This window comes from Streptomyces sp. NPDC042364 (assembly GCF_056437585.1).
This window is the reverse complement of sequence record NZ_JBWKAJ010000008.1, coordinates 157,161-180,832: the sequence shown is the minus strand read 5'-3', so window position 1 is coordinate 180,832 and position 23,672 is coordinate 157,161. Positions and strand designations below refer to the sequence as shown.

The following is a 23,672-nucleotide window of genomic DNA, read 5'->3' as shown; positions in this document are numbered from 1 at the left end:
TCAGGCCCCCCGGGCCGACGGCCTGCGCGCGTGCAGCAGCAGGATCGACGCGGCCGACGGGGCCGCGCACGCCAGCCGGTCCAGCGGGCGCATCGGCCGCGGTACGCCGTGGAAGGGCGCGCCCCGCAGCCGTACGACCTCGAAGCCCGACGCGGCCACGAACTCCCTCAGCGCGCGGGCCGTGTAGAGCCGCAGATGGCCCACCACCTCGGTGCCCGGGCGGCCGTGGATGCCGCGCAGGCTGACCTCCGAGAACACCGGCTGGACACCCGCGAGCAGCAGGGCCCGGTTGTACCAGGCGGCGAGGTTCGGGGTGGAGAGCATCAGATGGCCCCCGGGGCGCAGCACACGGCGGATCTCGTCGAGGGCCGCGTCCGGGTCGACGAGGTGCTCGATCACCTCGCTGAACAGCACGGCGTCGGCGGACTCGGACCTGAACGGCAGTCCCCCGTCGGTGAGTTCGCCGCGGACGGCGTGGGGCAGACGGGCTCGGGCCCGGCGGAGGGCGTCCTGGGACCAGTCGACGCCGACGAGGCGGTGGCCGGGCAGCAGGGGCGCGGCGGTCGCGGCGGCGGTGCCGTCGCCGCAGCCGATGTCGAGGATGGTGCGGGCGCCGTGGGCGGCGGCCGGGCCGAGCGCCTCCGCCAGCATGCGGGCCTGGCGGAGGCTGCGGGGGGTGCCGGAGGCGACGGGGACGGCCGGGTCCTCGTAGAAGCCGCGCAGCCCGGGGGCGGCGTCCGTGGCGCCGGTCGTGTTCGCGGTGTGGGCCGGGTTCGCGGTGTCGGTCGTGTCGGTCGTGCCGGTCGTGATGTTCGTCCTGGGTGTCTGCGTGGACATCACCGGGTGTCCTCTGCCGTCGCGTGCAGATAGTGCTCGAAGAGGTCGCGGAGGTGGGCGCCGTCGCCGTGGCCGAGCAGGGCACGGGACCAGCGCAGGGCCAGGTGGAGACGGCCGGCCGTGGAGGCGGTCGTGACCGTGAGGCCGCGCGGCATACGGGCGGGCGCCGAGAACCACACGGCGTGGGCGCGGCCGGCCTCCTCGCCGAAGTCCAGGGGGTACGGGATGCGGCCGATGTTGCTGAGCAGGGTGGTCGACGTCCAGGGGGCGGCCATCCGGCGCAGACCCCGGGTGAGGGCCGCGCGCCAGGAGACGGGGACGACCGGGGCGGTCAGCAGTGAGGCGCCGTGGCCCAGTTGGGGTCTGCTGAGCGACTTCAGGGCGCGGGTGCGGTCGGCCGTGCGCCGCAGGAGCACGGCCATGGGAGTGCGGCTCTGGTCCAACTCCTGGGGGAGGAAGGCGACTTCCACCAGACGGGTGCCGTTGCCGATGGGCATGCCCGCGTCCCGGGGCCGGTCGTCCACGGGCATGGTGATGCGCACGGGGCGGGGGTGGGCGCCGTGTTCCCGGTTCCAGTGCGCGAGCATCAGGGCCGTGGCGACCATGAGCTGGTCGTTCACGGTGTACGGGGCGGACCTGGGGCGGCGGGGCACGGGGAGTTCGGTGACGAGCAGCCCGTTGCCCGGGGAGGGCTCGGGGGTGCCGGGGGCCACCCGGGCGGGCGGGGCCCAGGTGGACGGGGTCTCGGGACCGGCCAGGGACAGGTCGGGGGTCGTGGCGCGGACGGGGGGCGCGGCGGGGGCGTTGTCCGCGCCGCCGTACAGCTCCGCCGCGGTGGCGAGGATGCGGAGGCAGGCGGGGCCGTCCAGGGCGGTGTGGTTGATGGTGAGGAAGAGGACGGTGCCGGCGCGTTCCGGGCCTGCGGGGGCGGGGGCGGGGGCGGGGGCGGGGGCGGGGGTGCTCCCGGACGCACGTGGGCCCTCTGTCACGCCGACCGCGTCGGACGCCTCGCTGCCCACCGCCGGCCCCGCGGCCGCCACCACCTCCAGGCGGATCGGCGGGGACAGGGTCAGCGGCGGGGCCTGTGTCAGGGACCTGGTGCGGGCGTCCCGGAGGGCGTGCGGGCCCGGGGGAGGGAACGTCACGACCTCCACCTCCGGCTCCTCGGTCAGCTCCCACTCGTAGCGGCGGCTGTACCAGCGCGCGGCTGCCTCGCGCATGAGGATGCGGGGGTGGCGGTGGAGGGCCTCGGCGAACGCCGCGCGCAGACGGCCGGGGTCGAGTCGGCCCGGGAGGTGGACCTCGATGTGGACGGTCTCGGGTTCCTCCTCCTGGAGGCAGTGGCGGGAGACCTCGTCGACGACCGGGAACGGGATGCGGACGGGGCTTCGGGCCGCGTCGTCGCGGGCCGGACGGTCCAGTGCGGTCATGTCGGCTCCCTCCCGGTGACGCCGTCGTTGTCGTCCACGCCGCCCGCGCCGGGCTCCTGCCCGGCGGCCCCCGGCTTCGGCTTGGTGAGCGGGATCCGGCGGGTCGGGGTGTCCGGCTCCCGGTACGGCACGCCGGGGCCGCGCGCGGAGATCGTCTGGCTCGCGGCGGGCCCGCCGGTCCGAGTCCGCCGCGGCAACGGCTCGGTCGGCTCCTCCGCGCCCGGCGGGACCTGGAACTCCCGCGTGGAGCCGGGCCGGTCCGGGGACGACCCCGCCCCGGACCCCACGCTCACCAGTGCCGCGAACAGGCCGAGCAGGGCCAGGAGTTGGGCCACCGGCCCGAACGCTCCCCGGTCCGCGGCCACCGGCTCGCCCGCCCCGACCGCCGCCGCGATCCCCGCCCCGGCGAGCGCGAGGAACGCGATCGGCACCAGCAGGGCGTGCCGCTTCCGGGCGAGCAGCGCCAGGAGCGGGACGAGGAGGGCGAGGAATCCCGCGATCACGATGCCGACGAGGGTGAGGGCGACGGTGCCGAGCCACAACCCGGGACCCGGCGGTGCCGGCTGCGGCGCGTCCGGGTTGGGTTCCCGGCGCCGCCACAGCGCCAGCCCGACGAGGGCCGCGAGGCCCGTACCGGCGCCGATCAGCCCGGCCTCGTACGTCACGGACGGCTCGTACGACAGCTTGACCGCGCCGCCCGCCCCGCCGGGAACGCGCCAGCCCTGCTGCCAGCCGTCCAGCCGCACGGGGGTGAGCTCACGGCCGTTCAGCGTGGCCTTCCAGCCGTCGTTGTGGTTCTCGTACGTGGTGAGGTACGAGGCCGCGCCGTCGCCGACGGTCACCTCGCGGCGGTCGCCCAGCCAGTCCCGTACGCGCAGGTCGCGGCCGGTGGCGGCGGGTGCGGTGACCGTGCCGCGGGTGAGCGTGACCTCGGTGACGGCGAGGGCCCCCGAGTCGTCGGAGTCGACGGTGTGCCGCTCGTCGGCGGCCAGCTCCAACGCGGCCTCGGGACGGTCGTTCTGGCAGAGTGTCAGCTCCAACGGGCGGCGCTCGGTGAGGTCCCGCACGGTCCCCTTCGCGCTCGTCTCGTACCGCTTGCCGTCCACCTCGACGACCGGTCCCTCGCCGCACGGGAGGTCGAAGTCGCGGGTCGGTGCGGGCTGCGGGGTGCGGTACGGGGCGAGCGCCGGGACGTACGCCTCGACCAGGCCGGCCGGCAGGCGCAGGTCGTCGCCGGCGACGGGGTTGTGGACGGTCAGCCGGGCCGTCTCGGTGATGGTGATGTCGAGGCGGTCGGTGGTGATGGGATCGAAGCGGACCCAGCCGTTCTCGTCGACGGCGGCGATCGCCGCGCCGTCCGGCGAGCTGATCGCGACCTCGGCCGCCCGGGCCGACAGGCCGCCCGCGGGGGCCAGCACGAGCGAGCCGACGGGCTGCTTGCCCTCCCAGCGCAGATGGATCGTCGGGTCGTCGCCCGCGATCCAGGCGGTGGTGAGGTCCCCGTCGGTCAGGTTGCGCGGCGACAGCCCGGCCCCGAGGGAGGCCGTGGAGTCGGCGGTCACCGTGATCCGGTTCTCCTGCTCCGGCGCGACCTCGTACAGCAGCTTGTCCAGCTCCCGGCCCGGCACGGGCACGGCGCTCGCCCTCACCTGGAACGTCCCCGCCGTGGTGGTGCCGAAGACGCGGTGCAGGCCCGGTTCGGTGCCCGTGGGGGAGAGCCCGGTGGGGTCGGCGGCGCGCCGCAGGGAGACAACCTCGGCGGCGGCGCCCGGGCTGTCGGGGCCCTGGGAGTCCGTCGGCAGCCGCAGGGTCCGGGTCACCCGGACGCCGGGGATGTCGATCTCGGAGAAGCCCGCGCCGACCAGTCCGGCGTGCCGTTCCGCCGAGTCCAGGACGGTGATCCTCAGCCAGTCCGACTCGCCCGGCGGGGCGTTGACCGTCTGCGTGGAGCCGTCGGCCCGGAGGTTCGTGGACCGTGAGCCCCGCTCGGTCTCGACCTTGATCCTGGTGGGCGCCGACCGGACCCCGTCCTGCGGGAGCGGGGTGACCTCGAACGTCGAGGGAAGGTCCTGGGAGCCCTCGAAGCCGATCCGCAGCCACTGCCCGTTCGCCGAGCCCGGCGCGCCCTCCGCCCAGGCCGTCTCCGGGTCGCCGTCGAAGGCGTTCACCGGATCGAACTGCGGGAGGTGGAACAGCCAGTTGCCGGACGTCGAGGCGGTGACGGACTTCGCGCCGCGCAGCTCCGCCACCGTCTGATGGGCGAGGCCCTTCATGGGCAGGATCTGCCGCGGTTTCGCGCCCGCGTCCTGCACGCTGCCGCTCGGGTTCCGCTCGTCCGCCGTGTAGGTGTACGACGTGTTGGCGTTGACCAGGCCGAAACGGGTGTCCGCGAGCCGCAGCCCGTCGCCGACCACCTGCACGGCCGGGGTGCCGAGACCGGGGTGGTTGTCGCCGGCCAGCACGGTGGCGCGGTCCCGCATCGACGGGTCGGCGGCCAGCGGCAGCAGCGACTCCGGCCCGCCGGACACGACGGCGGTGTGCGCGATGGCCTTCAGCCCGGCCTGCCCGGGACGCGGCACGTCCTCGGCCGGCCGGTAGATCTCCACCGCCCGCTGCCGCGCGTACAACCCCTCCACCTGCAACGGGGTGTTCTCGGCGATCACCCCGCCGGTCATCACCGGCCCGAGCCCCTTCACCCGCTCGTACCCGGACTGCTCCAGGGTCCGCTTCACGGTCGTCGTGGGCACGGAGCCGATCTGGTCGGGGTCCAGGTCGTTGCGGACGACGACGTAGTACAGGCCCGCCCGGCTCAGGAAGTCCGCGAGCCCCGGCACCTCGGCGCCGGTCAGCAGCGCCTGCTCCACGGCGTCCATCGCGCGCCGGTTGCCGGGCGTGCCGAACGGGACGTAGTCGCGCTGCGCCCAGCGGGACTCGGCGAGCACGTCCAGCGGCTGGTCGATGGTGGAGCCCCAGGTGTGGATGCCGTGCGCGGTGGCGGGGACCACCAGGGCCCGGGAGTCGGGCGAGTACTTCTCCAGCCAGTCGGCCGTGGCCTGCCAGTACCTCGGCAGCTCCCGGAACGAACCGGGCTGCAGCACCGACCCGTTGAGGTACGGCCACAGCAGCCCGGGAAGGACGACCACCGCCGCGGCGAGCGGCGCGAACCGCCGCCCCCGCACCCGCCGGGCGCCCCGCTCCCGCGCGGCCACGCCCACGGCGTGCGCCAGACCGAGGACCAGGGCGAGCGCCAGCCCCGTCTGGAACTTGTAGATGTTCCGGAAGGGCACGAGGGCCCCGTTCAGCAGGTCCTGGACCACCCCGTGGAAGGGCGCGCCGAACGACCCCGCGTACCCGGCGAGGGTGACGAGCGCGACCGTCAGCACGGTCAGCACCAGCCACCGCCGCTCCGGCATGTCCCGCCGGGCCAGCCCGGCCAGCCCGAGTCCCGCGGCGAGCGCCGACGACAGGATCACCAGCGCCGACGCGGCCACGGACCAGCCGGCCGGCAGCCATGCCTCGCCGAAGTGCAGATATCCGACCCAGTTCCCGGCGCCCCTGAGCGCCTCGGTGGCGGACATGGTGGCCGTGGTGGTCTGCGAGGTCTCCACATAGGGGAGGAAGTTCTCCCCGTAGAGGCCGAGCAGCAGCAGCGGCACCACCCACCACAGGGTCGCCAGGACCACCCCCGGCACCCACCACGCGATCAGTCTCCGCCGCCGTGGCCCCGGCGGCCGGCTGAGCAGGTACAGGCCCACGGGCAGCAGGGAGGCCAGGGTGGAGGCGGCGTTGACCCCTCCCATGAACGGGATGAACAGCGCCGACCGCAGCGCGGCCACCCGCGCGCCGTACCGCTCGTCCGTCAGCGGCAGCAGCACCCACGGCAGGAAGGCCCCCGGCAGCGCGGCCGCGGACGTCGACCCGACGACGGTGGTGAACACCGGCCACAGCCCGTAGGCGGCCGCGGCCACCAGCCGCGACGCGGGGCTCCCGATCCTCAGCCGCTCGGCCAGCCGCAGCGCGCCCCAGAAGGCCACCGACACGATCAGCGACATCCACAGCCGCTCCGCGAGCCACACCGGCAGCCCGACCAGATCGGTCACCCCGTAATACGGCAGCATCGGCCACAGATAGCCGACGTACTGGTCCTGGATCCCGCCGAAGCCGCCCCGGTCGTGCCACAGCTGCCCGAGGTCGGAGACGAACTGCCAGGGGTCGGTCGTCACCCCGAGCTTGGTGTCGAACGTCTGCCGCCCCGGTTGCGCGGCGACCAGCAGCACGAACACCACGGCCCAGAACCCCAGGAGCCAGCGGCGCGACCGATGCCCCTCGGGGGGCCGCCCGGCCGTGCCCGGCGGCCGTACCGGCGCGGGAGGTGGAGCCTGGACCGTGCTCGTCATGGTGGACACCGCCGGAGGATGAGAAGGAGGTTCCAGGTGGCGAACTCGCGCAGCACCGGCGCCTTCACGACGGTCTCCGCGAGAAACGGCCAGTAGCGGGAGCGCGCCGACACGACCGTCACGTCGTCCCGTTCGCGCACCTGCCGCAGAGTGCGTCCGATGTGCACGGCGAAGAGGTTCTCGCCGAGGGTGTGCTTGGCGTCCTTCCCGGTGCGGCGCCGATAGCGGGCCCGCGCCCGCTCCGCCCCCAGGTAGTGCCACGGCGCCCACTCGTGCCCGCCCCACGGGGACAGCCAGTTGGTGAACGACACATAGATCAGCCCGTCGGGCCGGGTGACCCGCACCAGTTCGCTGATGAACGTCGGCGGATCGGCGACGTGCTCCAGCACGTTGGAGGAGAACGTGACGTCCGCGACCCCGTCGGCCAGCGGCAGCAGATACCCGTCGGCGACCACGGCCCCGTCGGGCGGCTTGGCCCCCAGCTCGGCGAGATCCGGCTCGAAGAGATACGCGTGCGCCCCTCGCCGTCGGAACTCCTCGGTGAAGTACCCGCTGCCCCCGCCGACATCGACGACGGTGCGGCCTTCCACGCCCCCGCCGTACGCCTCGACCTGGTCGACGGCGTCCCGGGCCAGCAGCGAGTAGCAGTACCCGGGATCGTCCTGTTCCCGCATGAAGGCCCGGAAGAGGGCCACGGACCGCCGCAGCGAAGGGTCCTTGAACCCGCCGCTCGCCACGGCTCGCGGGGCCGTGAAGCGAGCCGCTCCGCCGTGTGGGCGCGACCGGCCACGACGCATCCGCAGCCGCCAACGCGCGGTCGAGGCACCGCGTTTCGCGCTCAAGAGCCCCAGCCCCGCACCGCTTCCGCGGCCACCGCCCGGAACTGCCGGACGGTGTGCTCCCACCGGTAGCGGGCCGCCCGCTCCTGCGCCGCCTTCCCCATCAGCCCCCGCCGGTCGGAGGACAGCGCGAGCGTGCACCAGGCCGCGGCGAACGACGACTCCCCCCGGGCCAGCACCCCGGTCTCCCCGTCCACGACGGAGTCCCGCAGCCCCGGCACGTCGAAGGCGACCGACGGTGTCCGACGTACCGCCGCCTCGGTGACGACGAGCCCCCACCCCTCCACGGCCGACGGATGCAGCAGCAGCCAGGCCGCGCACAGCAGCCGGTGCTTCTCGGCCTCGGAGACATGCCCGGTGAACTCGACCCCGGGCCCGGCCGCCGCTTCCAGCCGCCGCCGCTCGGGACCGTCGCCCACGATGACCAACCGCCCGCCCGTGACCGGCCTGACCCGTTCCCACAGCCGCAGCAGCAGATCGATCCGCTTGTACTCGACCAGCCGTCCGACGGCCACGAACAGCGGCTCGGGCGACCGCTCGGCACGCGGCCCCGGCTCCTCGACCCCGTTGTGGACGACCCGGATCCGGTCACGCTCCACACCGATCGCGCGGAGCGCCGTCGCCGTGGAGGAGGAGACGGCGACCACGAGGTTGCCGCGCTGCGCGCCGGTCAGCGCCCAGTGTTCGAGTCTTCTGCCGAGCCGGGCCGCGGGCGCCAGCGGCCCGCCGAACCGCATCTGCCACAGATCGGTGTGCACATGGTTGACGAGGCACAGCGTCGGCCCGCGGTGCCACAGCGGCGTCAGATAGGGCATGCCGTTGCACACCTCGACGAGCAGATCGCAGTCGCCGACCTGACGGGCGAGCGTGGATCTGGCCCTGAGGTGATGGCTCAGGTCGCCGCCCGCCGACACGACCCGGTAGTCGCGCAGGGCGGCCGGGCCCCCGCAGAGCAGGGTGACCTGGTGGCCGAGTCTCGTGAGGCCCTCGGCGAGCCGGTGGACGAGGAGCTCGGAGCCCCCCGCCGCCGGATTACCGAGGTCACGGCGGGCGAGGAAAACGATCCGGCGGGGCGGTGGGGCGCCCGCCGGGGAGTGCCGGACGCCGCGCGCAAACGCGTCGACCAGCGAGAACGGCACGTGCTGGGGCATGGGTGCTCCAACTCGTCTCGGGGTGCGGAACTCAGCGGGGGAGAAGGAGGTTCGCTGCGAGGGTTGTTCCGGTGGGGCGGGTGTGGGGGGACGGTCCGGTCGCGGTGCGCCCGGTCGTGGTGCGTCGGGCCGTGGTGCGTCGGGTCGTGGATGGGTTCCGGTCGTGGTGCGTCCGGTGGAGGCGGCTCGGTCGGTTCTCGTCGGTGTGCGTGGGCGAGGTGTGCGTGAGCGAGGTGTGGGTGGGCTGTGCCCGGGTGGGGTGGATAGTTTTCGCCGAGAGTTTCGAAGCTGCTACTCACCGACGTGACAATTTCCGGGGTTTGTTGAACTGACGTTCTGTCACATCGTGATCGGGTCCTGGGGCGACTCGGACCTTTCGGGGCGCTGCCTGCCGCGCACCACCAAAACGGCACCGGTCGCGGCGAGCACGAACCCCGCCACAGCGGCACCGAACGGCAACGTCCGCCCCACCAGCCGCAGCAGCCCGCTGTCCCGCTCGGCCTGCTCCACCGCGGACTTCTGGGTCGCCGTGGTGAACGCCAGCTTCTCGCTGTCGAGCAGCACGGCCGCGTCCTCGGTGCCGCCCGGCGCCCGCAGGGTCCGGCGCGGCCCGGTCTGCGCGTAGAGCACACGCCCCGTGGCCTGGTCGATGACGAGTTCGATGCCGTGGTTGGCGTACCACTCCTCGGCCAGCACCTGCGGCCGGTCCGGCTCGTCGACGAGGGCGCCGGGGACGAGCCGGGTGCCGGTCTTCGCGGCCGGCACCTTCGCCGTGAAGCGCAACCCCTCGTAGCCCTGGATCTTCGTGCGGCCCTCGTAGTGGAGCGTGACCGTCGCGCCGAGCGTGTTGTCCCACCAGCGGTAGGAGCGTTCCCGCACGTCGAAGGGGAACTTCAGGTACGCCTCGCCCTCGATGTACGGCTTCTCCTCGCAGCAGTGCACCGGCCGGTTGGTCCTCCGGTCGCTGACCCAGCGGTGCGGGGTGAAGTCCAGCGCGTCGTGCGGGTCGGCGGCCGGCAGCGACGTGTCCGTGTCGACGCTGGTGATCACGTCCCACACGGCCGCGCCGCTGCGCTCGCTTTCGGCCACATCGCCGCGTACCCGCTGGGTCACGGTGATCTTCTGGTCCGGCACGGTCCTGACCTGCCCGACGTCGAAGACGCTGCCCGTGCCGGTGTAGACGGCGGTGGTGTCGATGTCGATCGGGTTCACCGCGGCCCGTGGCTCCACGTACCAGGTCAGCAGGGGTGCGAGAACCAGCAGGAAGGTGCCGAGGCCCAGCAGGACCAGGGAGAGGGGTGAGGCTGTACGGCGCATCCGGGCACTCCAGGGGCGTTGGAAGGTGCGACTCGGGCAGGCGTGCGGAAGGGCCGACGCCAGGGGGGAATGTGCGCGTGACGTATGGGCCGGGAACCGTAGGCGGAGTCTTGACGCAGTGTCAATGCATTGCTGACACTGGGCCGGAGCCGACGTCCGCGACGGACGGCGGGCTGAGGGGCCGTCGGAAGGCCCCGGCGAGGTGGACGAGGTGCCGGGACCGTCGAGCGGTCCCGAGGTGCGGGGTGCCCTGGGTGGGGCCGACCTTTCGACCGAGAGGCTGACCCTGCGATGTCCAGACTGCTCGCCGCCGCACTCACCATGGTGGCCGCCGCCGCGCTCGCCGCGGGAGCCGCGTTCGGTGTCGTCGCGCTGCTGGAGGCGACCCCGGACCAGCCGAACACCCCGCTCATCACGTACGAGAACACCGGCCGGGAGCGCTGAGGGGTGACCGGGCGCCCGGGAACCGTCTCAGTCCGCTCCGCCTGGCACGACGTACCGCGCGACCAGGTGCGCGAGTTCGCCGCGATCGCCATGGCCGAGGCGCCCGCCCTCGCCGAGGAGATCCTGGGCGAGATCCGCCGCGAGTACCCCCATCTGCCGGTCGTCCTCGACGACTCCGGCGAGCCGATGGCCCTCATCGGCATCCGCCGCGCCATCGAGGTCTTCGTCCAGCACCTTCAGACCGCGGAGGGCCGCCCGCGGGTGCCTCCCGGCGTCTTCCAGGAGTTCGGCCGCGGCGAGGGCCTGCACGGCCGCAGCCTGGACTCCCTCCAGGCGATCTACCGTCTCGGCGTGCGCCTCGCCTGGCGCCGCTTCGCCGAGATCGGCCAGCGCGTGGAGATCCCGCCGCCCGCGATGTACGAGCTGGTCGACGCCGGATACGAGTACCTGGACGGCCTCGTGGACCAGTCGGTGCGCGGCTACGCCGAGGCGGCGGCCCGGCAGGCCGGCGAACGGCTCCGGCTCCAGCGGCGCCTCATGGAACTCCTCCTCGTCGAGCACCACCGGGGCGACCCCGCGGACGCGCTCACCGAACGTGCCGCCCGGATCGGCTGGCCCCTGCCCGAGAAGGTCGCCGTCGGCGTCCTGCTGCGGCCCGCCCGCGAGGCCATGGCCCCGGCCGTCGGCCAGGGCGTCCTGCTCGACATGGAGTACGAGCAGCCCCGCATGGTGGTGCCCGAACCGGACGCCGCCGGTCGCCCCGAACTCCTCCACCGGGCCCTCGCCGGATGGTCCGGCGCGATCGGGCCGCCGGTGCCGCTCGCGGAGGCGGCGAAGTCGCTGCGCTGGGCGGAGGCCGCGGTGCGCCTGATGGAGCGCCGGCTGCTGCCCGCCGGGGAGGTGCTGCACTGCACCGAGCACACGGAGGCCCTGGTCCTCCTCCAGCCCGAGGAACTCATCGACGACCTGGCGTTACGCTGCCTGGCGCCCCTCGCCCACTGCGGCCCCACCCACGGGCGCCGCCTCGCCGAGACGCTCCTCGCCTGGCTGGAGACACGGGGCGGCGCCCCCGAGGTCGCCACCCGGCTCGGCGTCCACCCGCAGACCGTCCGCTACCGCCTGCGCCAGATCAGGGAACTCTGGGGCGACGAGATAGACGACCCCGACCGCCGCTTCGAGCTGGAGCTGGTCCTCAGAGCGCAGCGGCTCCGAGGGGAACTGGGCGACCCGCGCGGCAGACGGTGACGACCCGTGCGCAGGGCCGCCTCGTGCTGATGGACGATCCCGGCCCGGCGTCGTCGGCACCGAGGGCCCCGCGCCCCGTCGCCCGGCCCCCCGCCGCACGGGGGGCCACCGCGCCCACGTGATCCGTGATCGGGCCCCCCGCGCCCGCGTGATCCGTGATCGGGCCGCCCGCGCCCGCGTGATCCGTGATCGGGCCGCCCCGCCGACGAGCCCCGTCCCGGGCGCCCCGCCGAGCGGGCCGCCGCAGAGGAATTCCGCCGCCAGGCCGGCGCCGGCACCGCCCTCACCCGCCCCCTCGGTGGGGAAAGACGCCGTGCGGCCGCACACCCCGGGGAAACACGGAGTGTTCTCGGCCATTGCCCGCCCGCACCCCGTTGACTAGCCTGTGTTCGTCATGCCGATCGACTGTTGAAATTTCGAACACAGCGGTTATTGAGAACGAAGAAACAAGGGAGGGGGCCGACCGTGGGACGCCTAGTACCTGCCGTGACCCGGGCGCTCGACATATTGGAGCTCTTCCTGGACGGGGACGGAACACTCTCCGCACCCGACATCGTGCGCAAGCTCCAGCTGCCACGCACCACCGTGCACGAACTGGTCACCACGCTCGCCGCCCGTGGCTACATCGTGCCCGTGCAGGGCCAGCCGGGACGCTACCGCCTCGGTGTCCGTCCGTACCAGCTCGGCAGCCGTTACGCCGAGCAGCTGGACCTGGCGGCCGAGGGCCAGCAGGTCGCCCGCACCGTCGCCGAGACCTGCGACGAGACCGTGCACGTGGCGATCCTGGAGGGCACCGACGTCATCTACATCGCCAAGGTCGACTCCACGCACGCCGTCCGGATGGTCTCCGCCGCGGGCCGCCGGCTCCCGGCGCACTGCACCTCCGTCGGCAAGATGCTCCTCGCCTCCCTTCCCGAGGTCGAGCTGAACGCCCGGATCCCGGACGACGCCGACCTGGTCGCCATGACGCCCAACAGCATCACCGACCCGGCCGCGCTGCGCGAGACCCTGGCCCGGATTCGTGAGCGGGGTCTCGCCGTGGAGAACCGCGAGTCCAACCCCGACGTCTCCTGTGTGGCCGCCCCGGTCCGCGACCGCGCCGGCAAGGTCGTGGCGGCGCTCTCCATCTCGGTCCCGATGATCCGCTGGAGCGAGGACCGGCGCGCCGAGCTGGAGCAGCTCGCCGCCAAGGGCGCGGCCGAACTCTCCGAGCGCCTCGGACACCGGAGCGTGGTATGAGCGCCTACGACGTCGCCGTACGCGAGTACGCGACCCTCGGCGAGGGGCCGACCTGGGACGCCGACGCCCAGCGGCTGATCTGGATCGACATCCTCCGCTCCCGGGTCTACACCTTCGACCCGGCGTCCGGCCGCCGCACCATCCTCGTCACCGAGCAGCACGTCGGCGCGGCCAAGCCCCGCGCCGGCGGCGGCCTCGTGCTGAACCTGCGGGACGGCGTCGGGCTGCGGGACGCCGACGGCGGCTTCCGCTGGCTGCACCACGAACCGGTGCCCGGCCGCCGCGCCAACGACGCCGCCGTCGCCCCCGACGGCTCCCTCTTCGCCGGCACCATGCGCTACGACGAGGCCCCGGGCGGCGGCACCCTCGCCCGGTTCACCGCCGACGGGCTCACCCGGACCGTCCTCGACGACGTCGCCGTCAGCAACGGCACCGGCTGGAGCCCGGACGGCCGGCTGATGTACTACATCGACTCGCCGACCCGCCGCATCGACGTCTTCGACTACGCGGAGACCGACGGCGTCCGGCTCCCCGTCGACCGGCGGCCGTTCGTCACCGTCGAGGAGGGCGACGGCTTCCCGGACGGTCTCACCGTCGACGCCGAGGGCTGTGTCTGGGTCGCCCTGTGGGAGGGCGGCGCCGTCCGCCGCTACACCCCGTCCGGCGAACTGGACCGGGTCGTCGAGCTGCCCACGCCCCGCCCCACGGCCTGCGCCTTCGGCGGCGCCGACCTGACCGACCTGTACATCACCACGGCCCGGGTCGGCACCGAGAACCCGCATCCGCTGTCGGGTTCGCTGCTGGTGGTGCCGGGCGCGGGCAAGGGCCTGGCTCAGCCCGCCTTCGCGGGCTGAGCCCCCGCCCGCCGCACCTGCGTCGACGGCCCGTCGGCCACCCTCACCCGGCGGGCCGGTGGGCCGGTGGGCCGGTGGGCCGGCGGGCCGGCGGGCCGTCACTCGTGTGCGGACACGCTGTTCTCCGCGGCGGCGGCGGAGGCTGCCGGGTCCGCCGGGTCCGCCGGGCCGGTCGCCAGGGCGCGGACCGCCTCGATCTCCGCGGGGCGGCGGAGCGCCCGGGAGACCGCGTCGATGTCCTGGAGCAGGCCGGTGAGGTCGGAGGACACGGTGCGCTCGGGGCAGGCCGTGTGCCCCTGAGCGGCCGTGAGGCCGGGGAAGACCAACGGGCCGGAGGTCAGGGAGACGGCCGGTGGTCCGGTGTCGGGCGAGGTCCTCCGCGCGGCCAGCGCGTCCTGGATCGTCACCGCGGCGGCCAGTGCCCGTGCCCGGGCGGGGTCATGGCCGAGGGCGAGGGCCCCGGCGTGGGCGCGGCGGTGCAGATCGTCGTCGAAGTGGCGGGCGAGCTGGAGCAGGGCGTCCCGGATGAAGGTCTCGCGGCGGGTGAGGCGCAGCTCCGCCGTGGCACGCAGGGCGAAGGGCACCCCGGAGCCGTTGACGGTCCGCGTGAACAGGTACAGGGGCCGCAGCCGCCAGTGGCTCACCCGCACCCGCCAGCGCTCGTGCAGATACTGGCCGCCGTGCGGCAGGATGAAGCCGACCGCGATGAAGATCGCCGCCACGGCCACCACCGGCGGCGCCACATGGGTGCTCAGCCAGTCCAGGTCGTGCCCCGTCCAGCGGGCGACCAGCGCCGTGAGCTTCGAGGCGTCGTACACCAGGTTGAGCGCATAGCCGATCCCGAGGGCCTTCAGACCGCCGCGCAGCCACAGGTCCAGGCCGTCGGCGCGGACCCAGCTGCGGATCAGATGACAGGTGATCAGGCAGGCGGCGGTGTGCGCGGCGAGATAGAGGAGGATCTCCTCGCGCATGAAGGGCGTGGTGGCGTAGTAGGTGTCCAGGTCGCGCAGCCGTTCCCGGGGGACGTCCGCCAGCGCGAACAGCACCCACAGGACGACGATCACCGTCGCGTACACGGCCACGACCCAGCGCATGGCGCGGCGGGTCGTCCGGGAGCGGTCGGCCGGGCCGTTGCGCCAGGCGACGATCAGCAGCAGACAGGCCGCGCAGTACGCGGTGATCAGGGAGTACACCCAGGGCGCGGCGATGTTCGGCACCCCTGCGACCCGGTTGGTCCAGGCGATGACCGACGGCACCGCGAACAGGAACACACTGCACGCGAGCAGCAGCAGACCGCCGACCGCCCGCAGCAGCGGGTCCCTCCACAGCTTCACGATGCTGGGCAGTTTGATCACCAACGCGGCCGTCAGGACGGCCGTGGGGATCCAGAACGAGATGTAGAGCCCGCCGAAGAAGTCGGCGGGACTCACGGCACCGGTCGTCGTCGCGGACACGGTGACCCCCCTCATCCGCGCGGCCCGCGGTAGCCGAGGGAGGCCTGGAGGGCCTGCCGTACCGAGTCCGCCCGGTCGGCCGGACCGGCGGGGCCGCCCCGGCCGGTGTCCACCCAGGGGCGGAGCGCGGTGGCGAGCCGGTGTCCGAAGTCCTCTGCCTCCTGTTCGGCCGAGGCATGGGAGCCGTTGCGGGCGGCGACCGTGAGGGCGGACCCGGGCCAGCCCGGCTCACCGGACAGCGCGAACGCGGCGGCGTCCCCGCCCGGCACCCGGTGATGGCTGTGCCCCGCGTGCAGATGCCACAACTCATGTCCCAGGATCACCAGTTGCTGCACCGGAGCGGCCCGCTCCTCGACGATCACCAGGTCGAAGCCGGGGAACTCCATCCACAGCCCCGTCACCTCGATCTCGTCCGGGAACCGCTCGAACCGCAGCTCGATCGGCCGCCCGCCGCGTCGCGCGCTCATCTCCGCGCACAGCGCCGCCCCCAACTCCCTCACGTCCACGGGGGCGTCCAGCCGTGCCCGGACCGCCCTGGCGAGCCCGGCGCTCAGCCTGCGCCTCCCGGCGGCGGGCCGGGCGGGCAGCAACGCGGCCCGCATCCGGCCGAGGGCGCCGGCCGCCGCGACGGCGGTCCCGTGCGACCTGCGCGGCCGCGCGCCGCCCGGTTCACGACGGCTCATATCCCGGGCTCCTCCTCGTCGACGCCGAGCAGCCCCTCCAGCATCACCGCGAGGGCCTCCTGCTTGCGGCGGGTCAGGTTCATCCGCCCACCGCGCAGCGCGAGGGTGACGACCCCGTGCCGGGTGGCGAACTCGACGAGCGGGCCGTCGCCGCCGTCCCCCTCCGGGCCCGCCAGTACGCGGCGCAGTTCCCGGTCCAGGACGGCGGCGGCCGGGTCGGTGAAGAACCGGACGCCCTCCTCGACCCCGAAGAACGCCGCGAGTTCGGTGAGGTCGGGCACGTTCGGCATCTTCTTGCCGAGCAGCAGCTGCCGGGCCCACTCCGGGCTGATCGACAGCCGCTCGGCGACCTCCTTGCACACGTCGGCGGTGCGTTTCCCGCTCCGCGCCAGATGCGCGGTGTGCAGCGCCCGCACGCGCCCGCGCACCCGGTCGTCGATCCGGTCGCCCGGCGGTTCACCCCCCTCGAGCAGCGTCCGCACCACCTCCTCGCCGAGCGCGGTGCGCTCCGACAGGGCGGTCACGTCGAGGAGTTGCCCCAGATCGACCCCGGTCCGGGCGGCCAGGGCGTCGAGGCGGGCGAGGGTCCGGGGGAGCGGTTCGGGGAGGTCGGGCACGGCCAGACCCTACGTGCCCGACGGCGCGAACACCACGGAAATCCAACGATCGTTGAGAACAGACCAACGATCGTTCGACCAACGATCGTTCGACGGGCGACGGGCGACGGGCGACGGGCGACGGGCGAGGGGCGAGGGGCGACGGGCGTCAGGCGTCAGGCGACGGGCGTCAGGCGATTGGCGGCGTGAGACGTGCGACGGGCGTCAGGCGTCAGGCGACGGACGTCGGGCGATTGGCGGCGTGAGACGTGCGACGGGCGTCAGGCGTCAGGCGACGGACGTCGGGCGATCGGCGGCGTGAGACGTGCGACGGGCGTCAGGCGTCAGGCGACGGACGTCGGGCGATCGGCGGCGTGAGACGTGCGACGGGCGATCGAGAGCCCTGGCGACTGGGAGCCCGGCCGCCGCCGTCGGTCGTTCCCGGCCGCCCGCACCCACCCCATTGACTCTCCCCACGGCCGAACATAGCGTCCCGTTCGACTGAACGAGCAGCATCCGTAATGTCGAACGCGAAGGACGTCCATGGCCCGCACAGCCCGCTTCTCCCTCGACCCCGCCTTCCAGGTCGGCGAGGTCAGTCCCCGGCTCTTCGGCTCCTTCGTCGAGCATCTCGGCCGCTGCGTCTACACCGGGATCTTCGAGCCGGACCACCCGGCGGCCGACGAGGCGGGCCTGCGCACCGATGTCCTGGAGCTGGTCCGCGAGTTGGGCGTCACCACGATCCGCTACCCGGGCGGCAACTTCGTCTCCGGCTACAAGTGGGAGGACTCCGTCGGGCCCGTCGAGGACCGCCCCCGCCGCCTCGACCTCGCCTGGCGCTCCACCGAGACCAACCGCTTCGGCCTCTCCGAGTACATCGCCTTCCTGAAGAGGATCGGCCCCCGGGCCGAGCCCATGATGGCCCTCAACCTCGGCACCCGCGGCGTCGCCGAGGCCCTCGAACTCCAGGAGTACGCCAACCACCCCGCCGGCACCGCCCTGTCGGACCTCCGCGTCGCCCACGGCGACGAGGCCCCCTTCGGCATCAGGCTCTGGTGCCTCGGCAACGAGATGGACGGCCCCTGGCAGACCGGCCACAAGACGGCGACGGAGTACGGCCGGATCGCCGCCGAGACCGCCCGCGCGATGCGCCAGATCGACCCGGGCGTCGAACTCGTCGCCTGCGGCTCCTCCAGCCGGTCCATGCCGACGTTCGCCGCCTGGGAGGCGACGGTCCTGGAGGAGACGTACGACCTCGTCGACTACATCTCCCTGCACGCCTACTACCAGCCCGAGGACGGTGACGTCGACTCCTTCCTGGCCTCCGCCGTCGACATGGAGTCCTTCATCGAGAACGTGATCGCCACCGCCGACCACGTGGGCGCGAAGCTCAAGTCCAAGAAGAAGATCAATCTCTCCTTCGACGAGTGGAACGTCTGGTACATCTCGAAGTGGCACGAGATCGAGAACTCCGGCGCCCGGGACTGGGCGGAGGCCCCCCGGCTCCTGGAGGACAACTACTCCGTCACCGACGCGGTCGTCTTCGGCTCCCTGCTCATCGCGCTGCTCCGGCACGCCGACCGCGTCACCGTCGCCTGCCTCGCCCAGCTCGTCAACGTCATCGCCCCGATCATGACCGAGCCCGGCGGCCCCGCCTGGCGGCAGACGACCTTCTTCCCCTTCGCCCAGGCCGCGCGCTACGGCCGCGGCCGGGTCCTCGACGTACGGGTGGACTCGCCGGCGTACGAGACGAAGAAGTACGGAGCGGTGGACCTGCTGCACGCGACGGCCGTGCGGGCCGAGGACGGATCGGTGACCGTGTTCGCGGTCAACCGGAGCCGTACGGAGGCGCTGCCGCTCGAGGCCGCCCTCAACGGGCTGGAGTTGAGCCGGGTGGTGGAGCACAGCGTGCTGGCCGACGCCGACCCCGACGCCCGGAACACGCTCGCCGAACCCGAGCGGGTCGTTCCGCGCGCGGGCGGCGGCACCTCGGTCGAGGACGGCGTCCTGAAGGCCGTCCTCGAACCGCTGTCCTGGAACGTGATCCGCCTCGGCTGAGGGCTCGGCGGCGGTCACCCGCTCCCCCCCGAGTGGCCGAGAATGTGGGCCATGAGGATCTCTGCACGGGCGGACTACGCCGTACGCGCGGTACTGGAACTCGCCGTACGGCAGGACGGCGGCCCGGTGAAGGCCGAGGTCATCGCGACCGTGCAGGAGATCCCGCACAAGTTCCTGGAGGGCATCCTCGGGGACCTGCGGCGCGGGGGCGTCGTCACGAGCCGCCGCGGCGGCAGCGGCGGGTACCGGCTCGCCCGGGACCCCGCCGCGATCACCGTCGCCGACGTCATCCGGGCCGTGGACGGGCCGATCGTGTCCGTACGGGGCGAACGCCCCACCAACCTGACCTACACCGGCTCCGCCGAGCCCTTGCTGCCCCTGTGGATCGCGCTGCGTGCCAACGTCCGCCGCATCCTGGAGGGCGTCACCGTCGCCGACATCGCGGCCGGCGCGCTGCCCGGACCGGTGCGGGAACTGGCGGCGGAACCGGCGGCCTGGGAGAACCCGTAGACCGGCCGGGACGCCCGGCCACCCGGACCGTCACCTCGTCCCATGGTCCGCCGACTCGACCGGACCGGGCCACGTACCCCCTTGACCTCACGCCACCAGGGGAGGAGGGTGTACGTATACGCCATAAACATACTGGGTACGCTCTCCGGTGGAGGGCGTGTCGATGCGCGGCCGTACAGGGCGGTGGCCGGGATCCGCGACTGCCCGGTCACCTTCCGTCGAGATCTGCCCCGTGGTCGGTTTTCGCTTGTGTCTGGCCGGCGCAAGAGGGACATTGTCATATGTATGCACCGTAAGTGTACGCCGTAAGGGGCACAGGTCCATGAGCGCTCCATCCACAGTCCTGGTCACCGGTGGAGCCGGCTTCATCGGAAGTCACGCCTGCGTCGACCTGCTCGACCACGGTTACGAGGTGATCGTCGTCGACGACTACTCCAACAGCACGCCGCAGGTCTTCGCCCGGGTGGAAAGGATCGCCGGCCGCTTCGTGGGCGCCGTCTACGAGCTGGACATCCGTGACCGGCAGGCGTTGTCCGCGGTCTTCGACCGGCACACGGTGGACGCGGTGGTGCACTTCGCGGCACTCAAGTCGGTGGACCGCTCCATACGCATGCCCGTCGAGTACTACGACACCAACGTGGGCGGCACGGCGGCGCTGTTGCGGACCATGCACGAACACGGAGTGCACCAGCTGGTGTTCTCCTCCTCCTGCTCCATCTACGGGGAGGCCGGCTCCGGACCGCTCGACGAGTCCACACCGGCCCGGCCCGGCAATCCGTACGCCGCCTCGAAGTGGGCGTGCGAGCAGGGGCTCGCCGACATCTGCCGTCGGCGTCCCGAGTGGACCGTGCTGTGCCTGCGGCACTGCAACCCGGTCGGCGGCCACCCCAGCGGGCTGCTGGGCGAGGACCCGCGGGGCACGCCGGACAATCTGATGCCCTCCGTGGCGCAGGTGGCCGTCGGCCTGCGAGGCCGGCTCCCGGTGTACGGGGACGACTACCCCACCCGTGACGGGACCGTGATCCGCGACTACGTCCATGTCATGGACACCGTCGAGGCGCACCGTGTCGCGCTCGACCGCCTCTCCGGCACGTCGGGTATGCACGTCTACAACCTCGGTCTCGGTCACGGCAGTTCGGTCCTCGAAGTCGTCGACGCGTTCTCCCAGGTCTCCGGCAGGGACATTCCGTACGAGATCGCCCCGCGCCGCCCGGGCGATGTGGCCGAACTCGTCGCCGACGCCGGCGCCGTGACGCGCGCCTGGGGGTGGCGCCCCCTGCGGGACCTCGACGACATGTGCCGGGACGCCTGGCGCTTCCAGCAGCACAACCCCCACGGCTACGCGGGATCTCCCAGGCGGCCCAGGTCGAAGGAGCGCTGACATCTCCGGTGCCCATCATCGAGCGGACAGCCGCGGAGACACACGTCACGGCCCGAACTCCCCGATCCCGGGGAGGCGCTTCACGAGCGCTGCCGGCCCACGGGCTGATGGCCGTTCATGTCTGCCTGGCCGTGTTCGCCGCCTGCATCTTCTGGACCGTTCCCGGCCTGCGCACGCCCATGGTGGTTCTCATGGGTCTGGCAGGCGCCGCAGCGGTTCTCACCGGGGTCTGTCTCAACCGCCCGGCGCACCGTTGGCCGTGGTCGGTCCTCGCCGCCGGGCTGCCGGCCCTGGCTGCGGGCACCCTCCAACACCCGGCGCGAGAGCAGTACACCCACGCTTCCAACCTGCCCTTCTGGCCGGCGGACGCGTTCCCTCTCGCCCTGTACCCGCTCGTCCTGGCCGGGCTGCTCGGCTTCGTCCGGTACCGCCGGGTGGACCGTGATCTGCCCGGCCTGCTGGACGCGTTGATCGTCACTGCCGGTTCGGCGGTGCCGCTCTGGGCCTGGGTGGTACGTCCGGCCTCCGTGCAGCAGGGCCTGACAGGGGAGCAACGCGTGCTCGGCGTCGCCCACCCGTTGGGCGACGTGCTGGTGCTGGCGGTTCTCGTCCTGCTCGCCGTCCGCAGTCCCGTCCTCGGCCGCGAACGCTCGCTGCAGTTGCTCGGCCTCGGCACCGTGACCCTGCTCGGCCTCGACATCGCCCACGGCGTCGCGCTGCTCGACGGAACGGGGCAGACCGGCACGCTGCTGGACTCCGGCCGGATCGTCCTCGCCGCGACCTGGGGCCTGGCCGCGCTGCACCCCTCGATGAGGAGGCTCACCGACCCGGAGACCGCGCCGCGGTCCGTCCGCCCGCCCTGGCACCGGATCGCGCTGCTCGCCGTCGCCGCCCTGGTCGCTCCCTCGGTCCTGCTCCTCGGGCAGCGGCCGGCCGGGGACGGTGACACGACGGCCCTCGCCGCCTTCGCCGGCCTGGTGTTCCTGCTGGTGATCCTCCGTATCGCGCACCTGACCGTGGTGGTTCACCGCACGTCCGTGGCGCGTGAGCGGACACTGCGCGCGGCGACCGCCTCACTCGGCACGGCGACGGGAGCCCGGGAGATCGAGCAGTCCTGCGTCACGGCGGTCACGGCGCTGTTCGGACCGCGGGTCCCGCACGCGACCGTGCTGTTGTCGGCCCAGCGGGCCCGACAGCTGTGCCCGGCGCCGACGCGAACCCCCGCCCCGCTCGATGCGAACCCGACCGGAGACCCGCGGTGTGAGCCGGCCCCTGCCGTGACCGACGGCGCCCTCGTCCTCACCGCCGCAGAACTCGGGCCCGACCTGGCCACCCGGCTCGGCGATCCGCCGGCCGCCCTGCTGTGCCCCCTGGTCCGGGCCGACCGTCCGACCGGCGACGGACTCCCGGGCGCGCTGCTGGTCGCCGGCCCCGATCGGCAGCTCACCGAGATACGCGGCACGCTGGAGATCCTGGCCGCGCACGCGGGGCTCGCGGCAGAGCGTGCGGAACTCCGGCAGGAGATCGCCGGGAAGGAGAGCGAGGCGTACTTCCAGGCGCTGCTGCACAATCCCTCGGACGTCATCATCGTCCTCGACGACGACACGATCATCCGCTACGCCACCCCGTCCGCGGGAGCCGTCTTCGGCAGCGCCTCGCTGACGGGCAGGGCACTGCGGGAACTGGTGGATCCCCGGGACCGCGACCGGGTGCACCGGACGCTGTCGGTCCTGCGCGGCGGCGAACAGGACGAGGCCCAGGACCACTGGTGGGTGCTCAAGGACAGCGGCCGCATCGAGGTGGAGGTGCGGTGCCGCGACCTGCGGGCGGACAGAACGGTACAGGGGCTGGTGATCACCCTCCGGGACGTGACCGAGCAGCGTCAGCTGGAGCACGAACTCACCCAGCGGGCCTTCCACGACTCACTGACCGGCCTGCCCAACCGGACACTGCTGCTGGAGCGGACCGAGCGCGCCCTGCTGCGCGGTCGCCGAGAAGCGGCACTCACCTGCCTGCTCTTCATCGACCTGGACGACTTCAAGACCGTCAACGACACACTGGGCCACTCGGTCGGCGACCAGCTGCTCGCCGCGGTGGGAGAGCGCCTGACCAAGACATTGCGCCGCACCGACACCGCGGCGCGTCTGGGCGGGGACGAGTTCGCGGTCCTGATGGAGGGCGCGAGACAGCCCGTCGACGCCGAACTGCTGGCCGCACAGGTGATCCAGAGCCTCAACCGGCCCTTCCAGCTGGCCGGTGACGCGGTGAACGTCACCGCCAGCGTGGGCGTGGCCACGGCCCGGGACAGCACGGATACCGAGGAGCTGCTTGCCCTCGCCGATCTCGCCCTGTACGCGGCGAAGAGCACGGGCAAACGTCAATGGCGCCGCTTCCAACCCGAGTTGCGCGAGAAGCGGGCGAAGCGCCAGGACCTCCGCGTGCGCCTGGGCCAGGCGATAGAGGAAGAGGAGTTCAGCCTGCTCTACCAGCCGGTGGTGGACCTCACCGCGGGCGAGATCGTGGGCTTCGAGGCACTGGCCCGGTGGCCGGACCACCGACGCGGTCTCGTCCCACCGCTCCAGTTCATCCCGCTCGCCGAGGAGACCGGGCAGATCACGCCGTTGGGCGCCTGGGTGCTGCGCAACGCCGCGGCCGACCTCGCCTGGCTGCACGACCGCACACCACGGCAGGTGCGGCCGTACGTCAGTGTCAACGTCTCCGCCCGCCAGTGGCGGGACACCGGCTTCCTGACCGAGGTGCGCAGGTCCCTGGACACCGCCGGCCTCCGGCCGGAATCGCTGCAACTGGAGCTGACCGAGTCCGTGCTCGTGCGGCGGGACGACCACATCGACGGACTCCTTCGAACGCTGAAGGACATGGGGGTCAGCATCGCCGTCGACGACTTCGGAACGGGGTTCTCCTCCCTGCGATATCTGAGGGACTTCCCCATCGACGTGCTCAAGATCGACAAGACGTTCATCGACGACATCCCCGGGGACCCCCGGCAGGTCGCGCTCGTCGAGGGCATCCTCCACCTGGCCGACACGCTCGGCCTGCAGGTGATCGCCGAGGGGATCGAGGGGCGGGCACAGCGTGAACTGCTCGCCGGCATGGGCTGCCGGTTCGGGCAGGGATTCCTCTTCGCCCCGCCGATGAACCTGGAGGAGAGCGAGGCCGCGCTCCTCCGGCACGACGACCCGATCGACCCGATCGACCCGATGTCCCGCTGACGACCGG

17 protein-coding genes are annotated in these 23,672 nt (G+C 73.3%); 8 read left to right on the top strand and 9 right to left on the bottom strand.

The genetic code is table 11. The features are described from left to right. The 6 genes from AC067N_RS18415 to pgfA form a co-directional block, all read right to left on the bottom strand. The gene (locus AC067N_RS18415) at positions 1-723 is read right to left on the bottom strand and encodes a class I SAM-dependent methyltransferase (RefSeq protein WP_478680117.1); all 723 of its coding nucleotides are present in this window, start codon (positions 721-723) and stop codon (positions 1-3) included. 113 nt (positions 724-836) lie between these two features. After that, on the bottom strand, positions 837-2,267 hold the full coding sequence (locus AC067N_RS18410; protein ID WP_478679931.1) for a condensation protein: 1,431 nt from the start codon (positions 2,265-2,267) through the stop codon (positions 837-839). Then, positions 2,264-6,664, bottom strand: coding sequence for an alpha-(1->3)-arabinofuranosyltransferase domain-containing protein (locus AC067N_RS18405; protein WP_478680116.1), 4,401 nt, complete (start codon positions 6,662-6,664; stop codon positions 2,264-2,266). The genes AC067N_RS18410 and AC067N_RS18405 overlap by 4 nt, the downstream gene beginning before the upstream one ends. Then, on the bottom strand, positions 6,661-7,461 hold the full coding sequence (locus AC067N_RS18400; RefSeq protein WP_478680115.1) for a class I SAM-dependent methyltransferase: 801 nt from the start codon (positions 7,459-7,461) through the stop codon (positions 6,661-6,663). The genes AC067N_RS18405 and AC067N_RS18400 overlap by 4 nt, the downstream gene beginning before the upstream one ends. A gap of 41 nt (positions 7,462-7,502) precedes the next feature. Next, on the bottom strand, positions 7,503-8,654 hold the full coding sequence (locus tag AC067N_RS18395) for a glycosyltransferase family 4 protein (protein ID WP_478679930.1): 1,152 nt from the start codon (positions 8,652-8,654) through the stop codon (positions 7,503-7,505). 339 nt (positions 8,655-8,993) lie between these two features. Continuing rightward, positions 8,994-9,971, bottom strand: a complete 978-nt coding sequence (gene pgfA / locus AC067N_RS18390; RefSeq protein ID WP_478679929.1) for a cell envelope lipid trafficking protein PgfA — start codon at positions 9,969-9,971, stop codon at positions 8,994-8,996. A 291-nt stretch (positions 9,972-10,262) separates the two neighbouring features. Between pgfA and AC067N_RS18385 the strand changes: the two genes are divergently transcribed. The 4 genes from AC067N_RS18385 (at position 10,263) to AC067N_RS18370 (ending at position 13,753) form a co-directional block, all read left to right on the top strand. Next, a complete protein-coding gene (locus tag AC067N_RS18385; protein ID WP_478679928.1) occupies positions 10,263-10,415 on the top strand; it encodes a hypothetical protein in 153 nt (50 codons plus the stop codon). Positions 10,416-10,418: 3 nt separating this feature from the next. Then, positions 10,419-11,660, top strand: a complete 1,242-nt coding sequence (locus tag AC067N_RS18380; RefSeq protein WP_478679927.1) for a PucR-like N-terminal domain-containing protein — start codon at positions 10,419-10,421, stop codon at positions 11,658-11,660. 465 nt (positions 11,661-12,125) lie between these two features. Then, entirely contained in the window at positions 12,126-12,899 is a 774-nt protein-coding gene (locus tag AC067N_RS18375; protein ID WP_478679926.1) for an IclR family transcriptional regulator, read from the top strand. After that, positions 12,896-13,753, top strand: a complete 858-nt coding sequence (locus AC067N_RS18370; RefSeq protein ID WP_478679925.1) for an SMP-30/gluconolactonase/LRE family protein — start codon at positions 12,896-12,898, stop codon at positions 13,751-13,753. Before AC067N_RS18375 ends, AC067N_RS18370 begins: the two co-directional genes overlap by 4 nt. A gap of 98 nt (positions 13,754-13,851) precedes the next feature. On the opposite strand, the gene AC067N_RS18365 is transcribed toward AC067N_RS18370, so the two are convergent. From AC067N_RS18365 to AC067N_RS18355, 3 genes are read right to left on the bottom strand one after another with little or no spacing between them, the layout of a single operon-like run. Further along, positions 13,852-15,222, bottom strand: a complete 1,371-nt coding sequence (locus AC067N_RS18365) for an MAB_1171c family putative transporter (RefSeq protein ID WP_478679924.1) — start codon at positions 15,220-15,222, stop codon at positions 13,852-13,854. Further along, positions 15,219-15,890, bottom strand: coding sequence for a toxin-antitoxin system, toxin component (locus AC067N_RS18360; protein WP_478679923.1), 672 nt, complete (start codon positions 15,888-15,890; stop codon positions 15,219-15,221). Before AC067N_RS18360 ends, AC067N_RS18365 begins: the two co-directional genes overlap by 4 nt. Next, positions 15,887-16,507, bottom strand: a complete 621-nt coding sequence (locus tag AC067N_RS18355) for a transcriptional regulator (protein ID WP_478679922.1) — start codon at positions 16,505-16,507, stop codon at positions 15,887-15,889. The genes AC067N_RS18360 and AC067N_RS18355 overlap by 4 nt, the downstream gene beginning before the upstream one ends. Before the next feature lie 522 nt (positions 16,508-17,029). Between AC067N_RS18355 and arfA the strand changes: the two genes are divergently transcribed. The 4 genes from arfA to AC067N_RS18335 all read left to right on the top strand — a co-directional run bounded on the left by arfA (position 17,030) and on the right by AC067N_RS18335 (position 23,665). Further along, positions 17,030-18,544 carry an arabinosylfuranosidase ArfA gene (gene arfA / locus AC067N_RS18350; RefSeq protein WP_478679921.1) on the top strand — a complete coding sequence of 505 codons (1,515 nt, stop codon included), beginning with the start codon at positions 17,030-17,032 and terminating at the stop codon, positions 18,542-18,544. 51 nt (positions 18,545-18,595) lie between these two features. Continuing rightward, complete coding sequence (locus AC067N_RS18345; RefSeq protein ID WP_478679920.1) at positions 18,596-19,054, top strand: RrF2 family transcriptional regulator; 459 nt, start codon at positions 18,596-18,598, stop codon at positions 19,052-19,054. Between the two features lie 322 nt (positions 19,055-19,376). Continuing rightward, entirely contained in the window at positions 19,377-20,435 is a 1,059-nt protein-coding gene (gene galE / locus AC067N_RS18340) for a UDP-glucose 4-epimerase GalE (protein WP_478679919.1), read from the top strand. A gap of 107 nt (positions 20,436-20,542) precedes the next feature. Then, the gene (locus tag AC067N_RS18335) at positions 20,543-23,665 is read left to right on the top strand and encodes a putative bifunctional diguanylate cyclase/phosphodiesterase (protein WP_478679918.1); all 3,123 of its coding nucleotides are present in this window, start codon (positions 20,543-20,545) and stop codon (positions 23,663-23,665) included. The last annotated feature ends 7 nt before the right edge of the window (positions 23,666-23,672 follow it).

What these genes read in the sequence shown, in the direction of transcription:
- AC067N_RS18410 (WP_478679931.1), bottom strand. Translation starts at nt 2,267, where the DNA reads ATGACCGCACTGGACCGTCCGGCCCGCGACGACGCGGCCCGAAGCCCC.
- AC067N_RS18405 (WP_478680116.1), bottom strand. Translation starts at nt 6,664, where the DNA reads ATGACGAGCACGGTCCAGGCTCCACCTCCCGCGCCGGTACGGCCGCCG.
- AC067N_RS18400 (WP_478680115.1), bottom strand. Translation starts at nt 7,461, where the DNA reads ATGCGTCGTGGCCGGTCGCGCCCACACGGCGGAGCGGCTCGCTTCACG.
- AC067N_RS18395 (WP_478679930.1), bottom strand. Translation starts at nt 8,654, where the DNA reads ATGCCCCAGCACGTGCCGTTCTCGCTGGTCGACGCGTTTGCGCGCGGC.
- pgfA (WP_478679929.1), bottom strand. Translation starts at nt 9,971, where the DNA reads ATGCGCCGTACAGCCTCACCCCTCTCCCTGGTCCTGCTGGGCCTCGGC.
- AC067N_RS18385 (WP_478679928.1), top strand. Translation starts at nt 10,263, where the DNA reads ATGTCCAGACTGCTCGCCGCCGCACTCACCATGGTGGCCGCCGCCGCG.
- AC067N_RS18370 (WP_478679925.1), top strand. Translation starts at nt 12,896, where the DNA reads ATGAGCGCCTACGACGTCGCCGTACGCGAGTACGCGACCCTCGGCGAG.
- AC067N_RS18365 (WP_478679924.1), bottom strand. Translation starts at nt 15,222, where the DNA reads ATGAGGGGGGTCACCGTGTCCGCGACGACGACCGGTGCCGTGAGTCCC.
- AC067N_RS18360 (WP_478679923.1), bottom strand. Translation starts at nt 15,890, where the DNA reads ATGAGCCGTCGTGAACCGGGCGGCGCGCGGCCGCGCAGGTCGCACGGG.
- arfA (WP_478679921.1), top strand. Translation starts at nt 17,030, where the DNA reads ATGGCCCGCACAGCCCGCTTCTCCCTCGACCCCGCCTTCCAGGTCGGC.
- AC067N_RS18345 (WP_478679920.1), top strand. Translation starts at nt 18,596, where the DNA reads ATGAGGATCTCTGCACGGGCGGACTACGCCGTACGCGCGGTACTGGAA.
- galE (WP_478679919.1), top strand. Translation starts at nt 19,377, where the DNA reads ATGAGCGCTCCATCCACAGTCCTGGTCACCGGTGGAGCCGGCTTCATC.
- AC067N_RS18335 (WP_478679918.1), top strand. Translation starts at nt 20,543, where the DNA reads ATGGCCGTTCATGTCTGCCTGGCCGTGTTCGCCGCCTGCATCTTCTGG.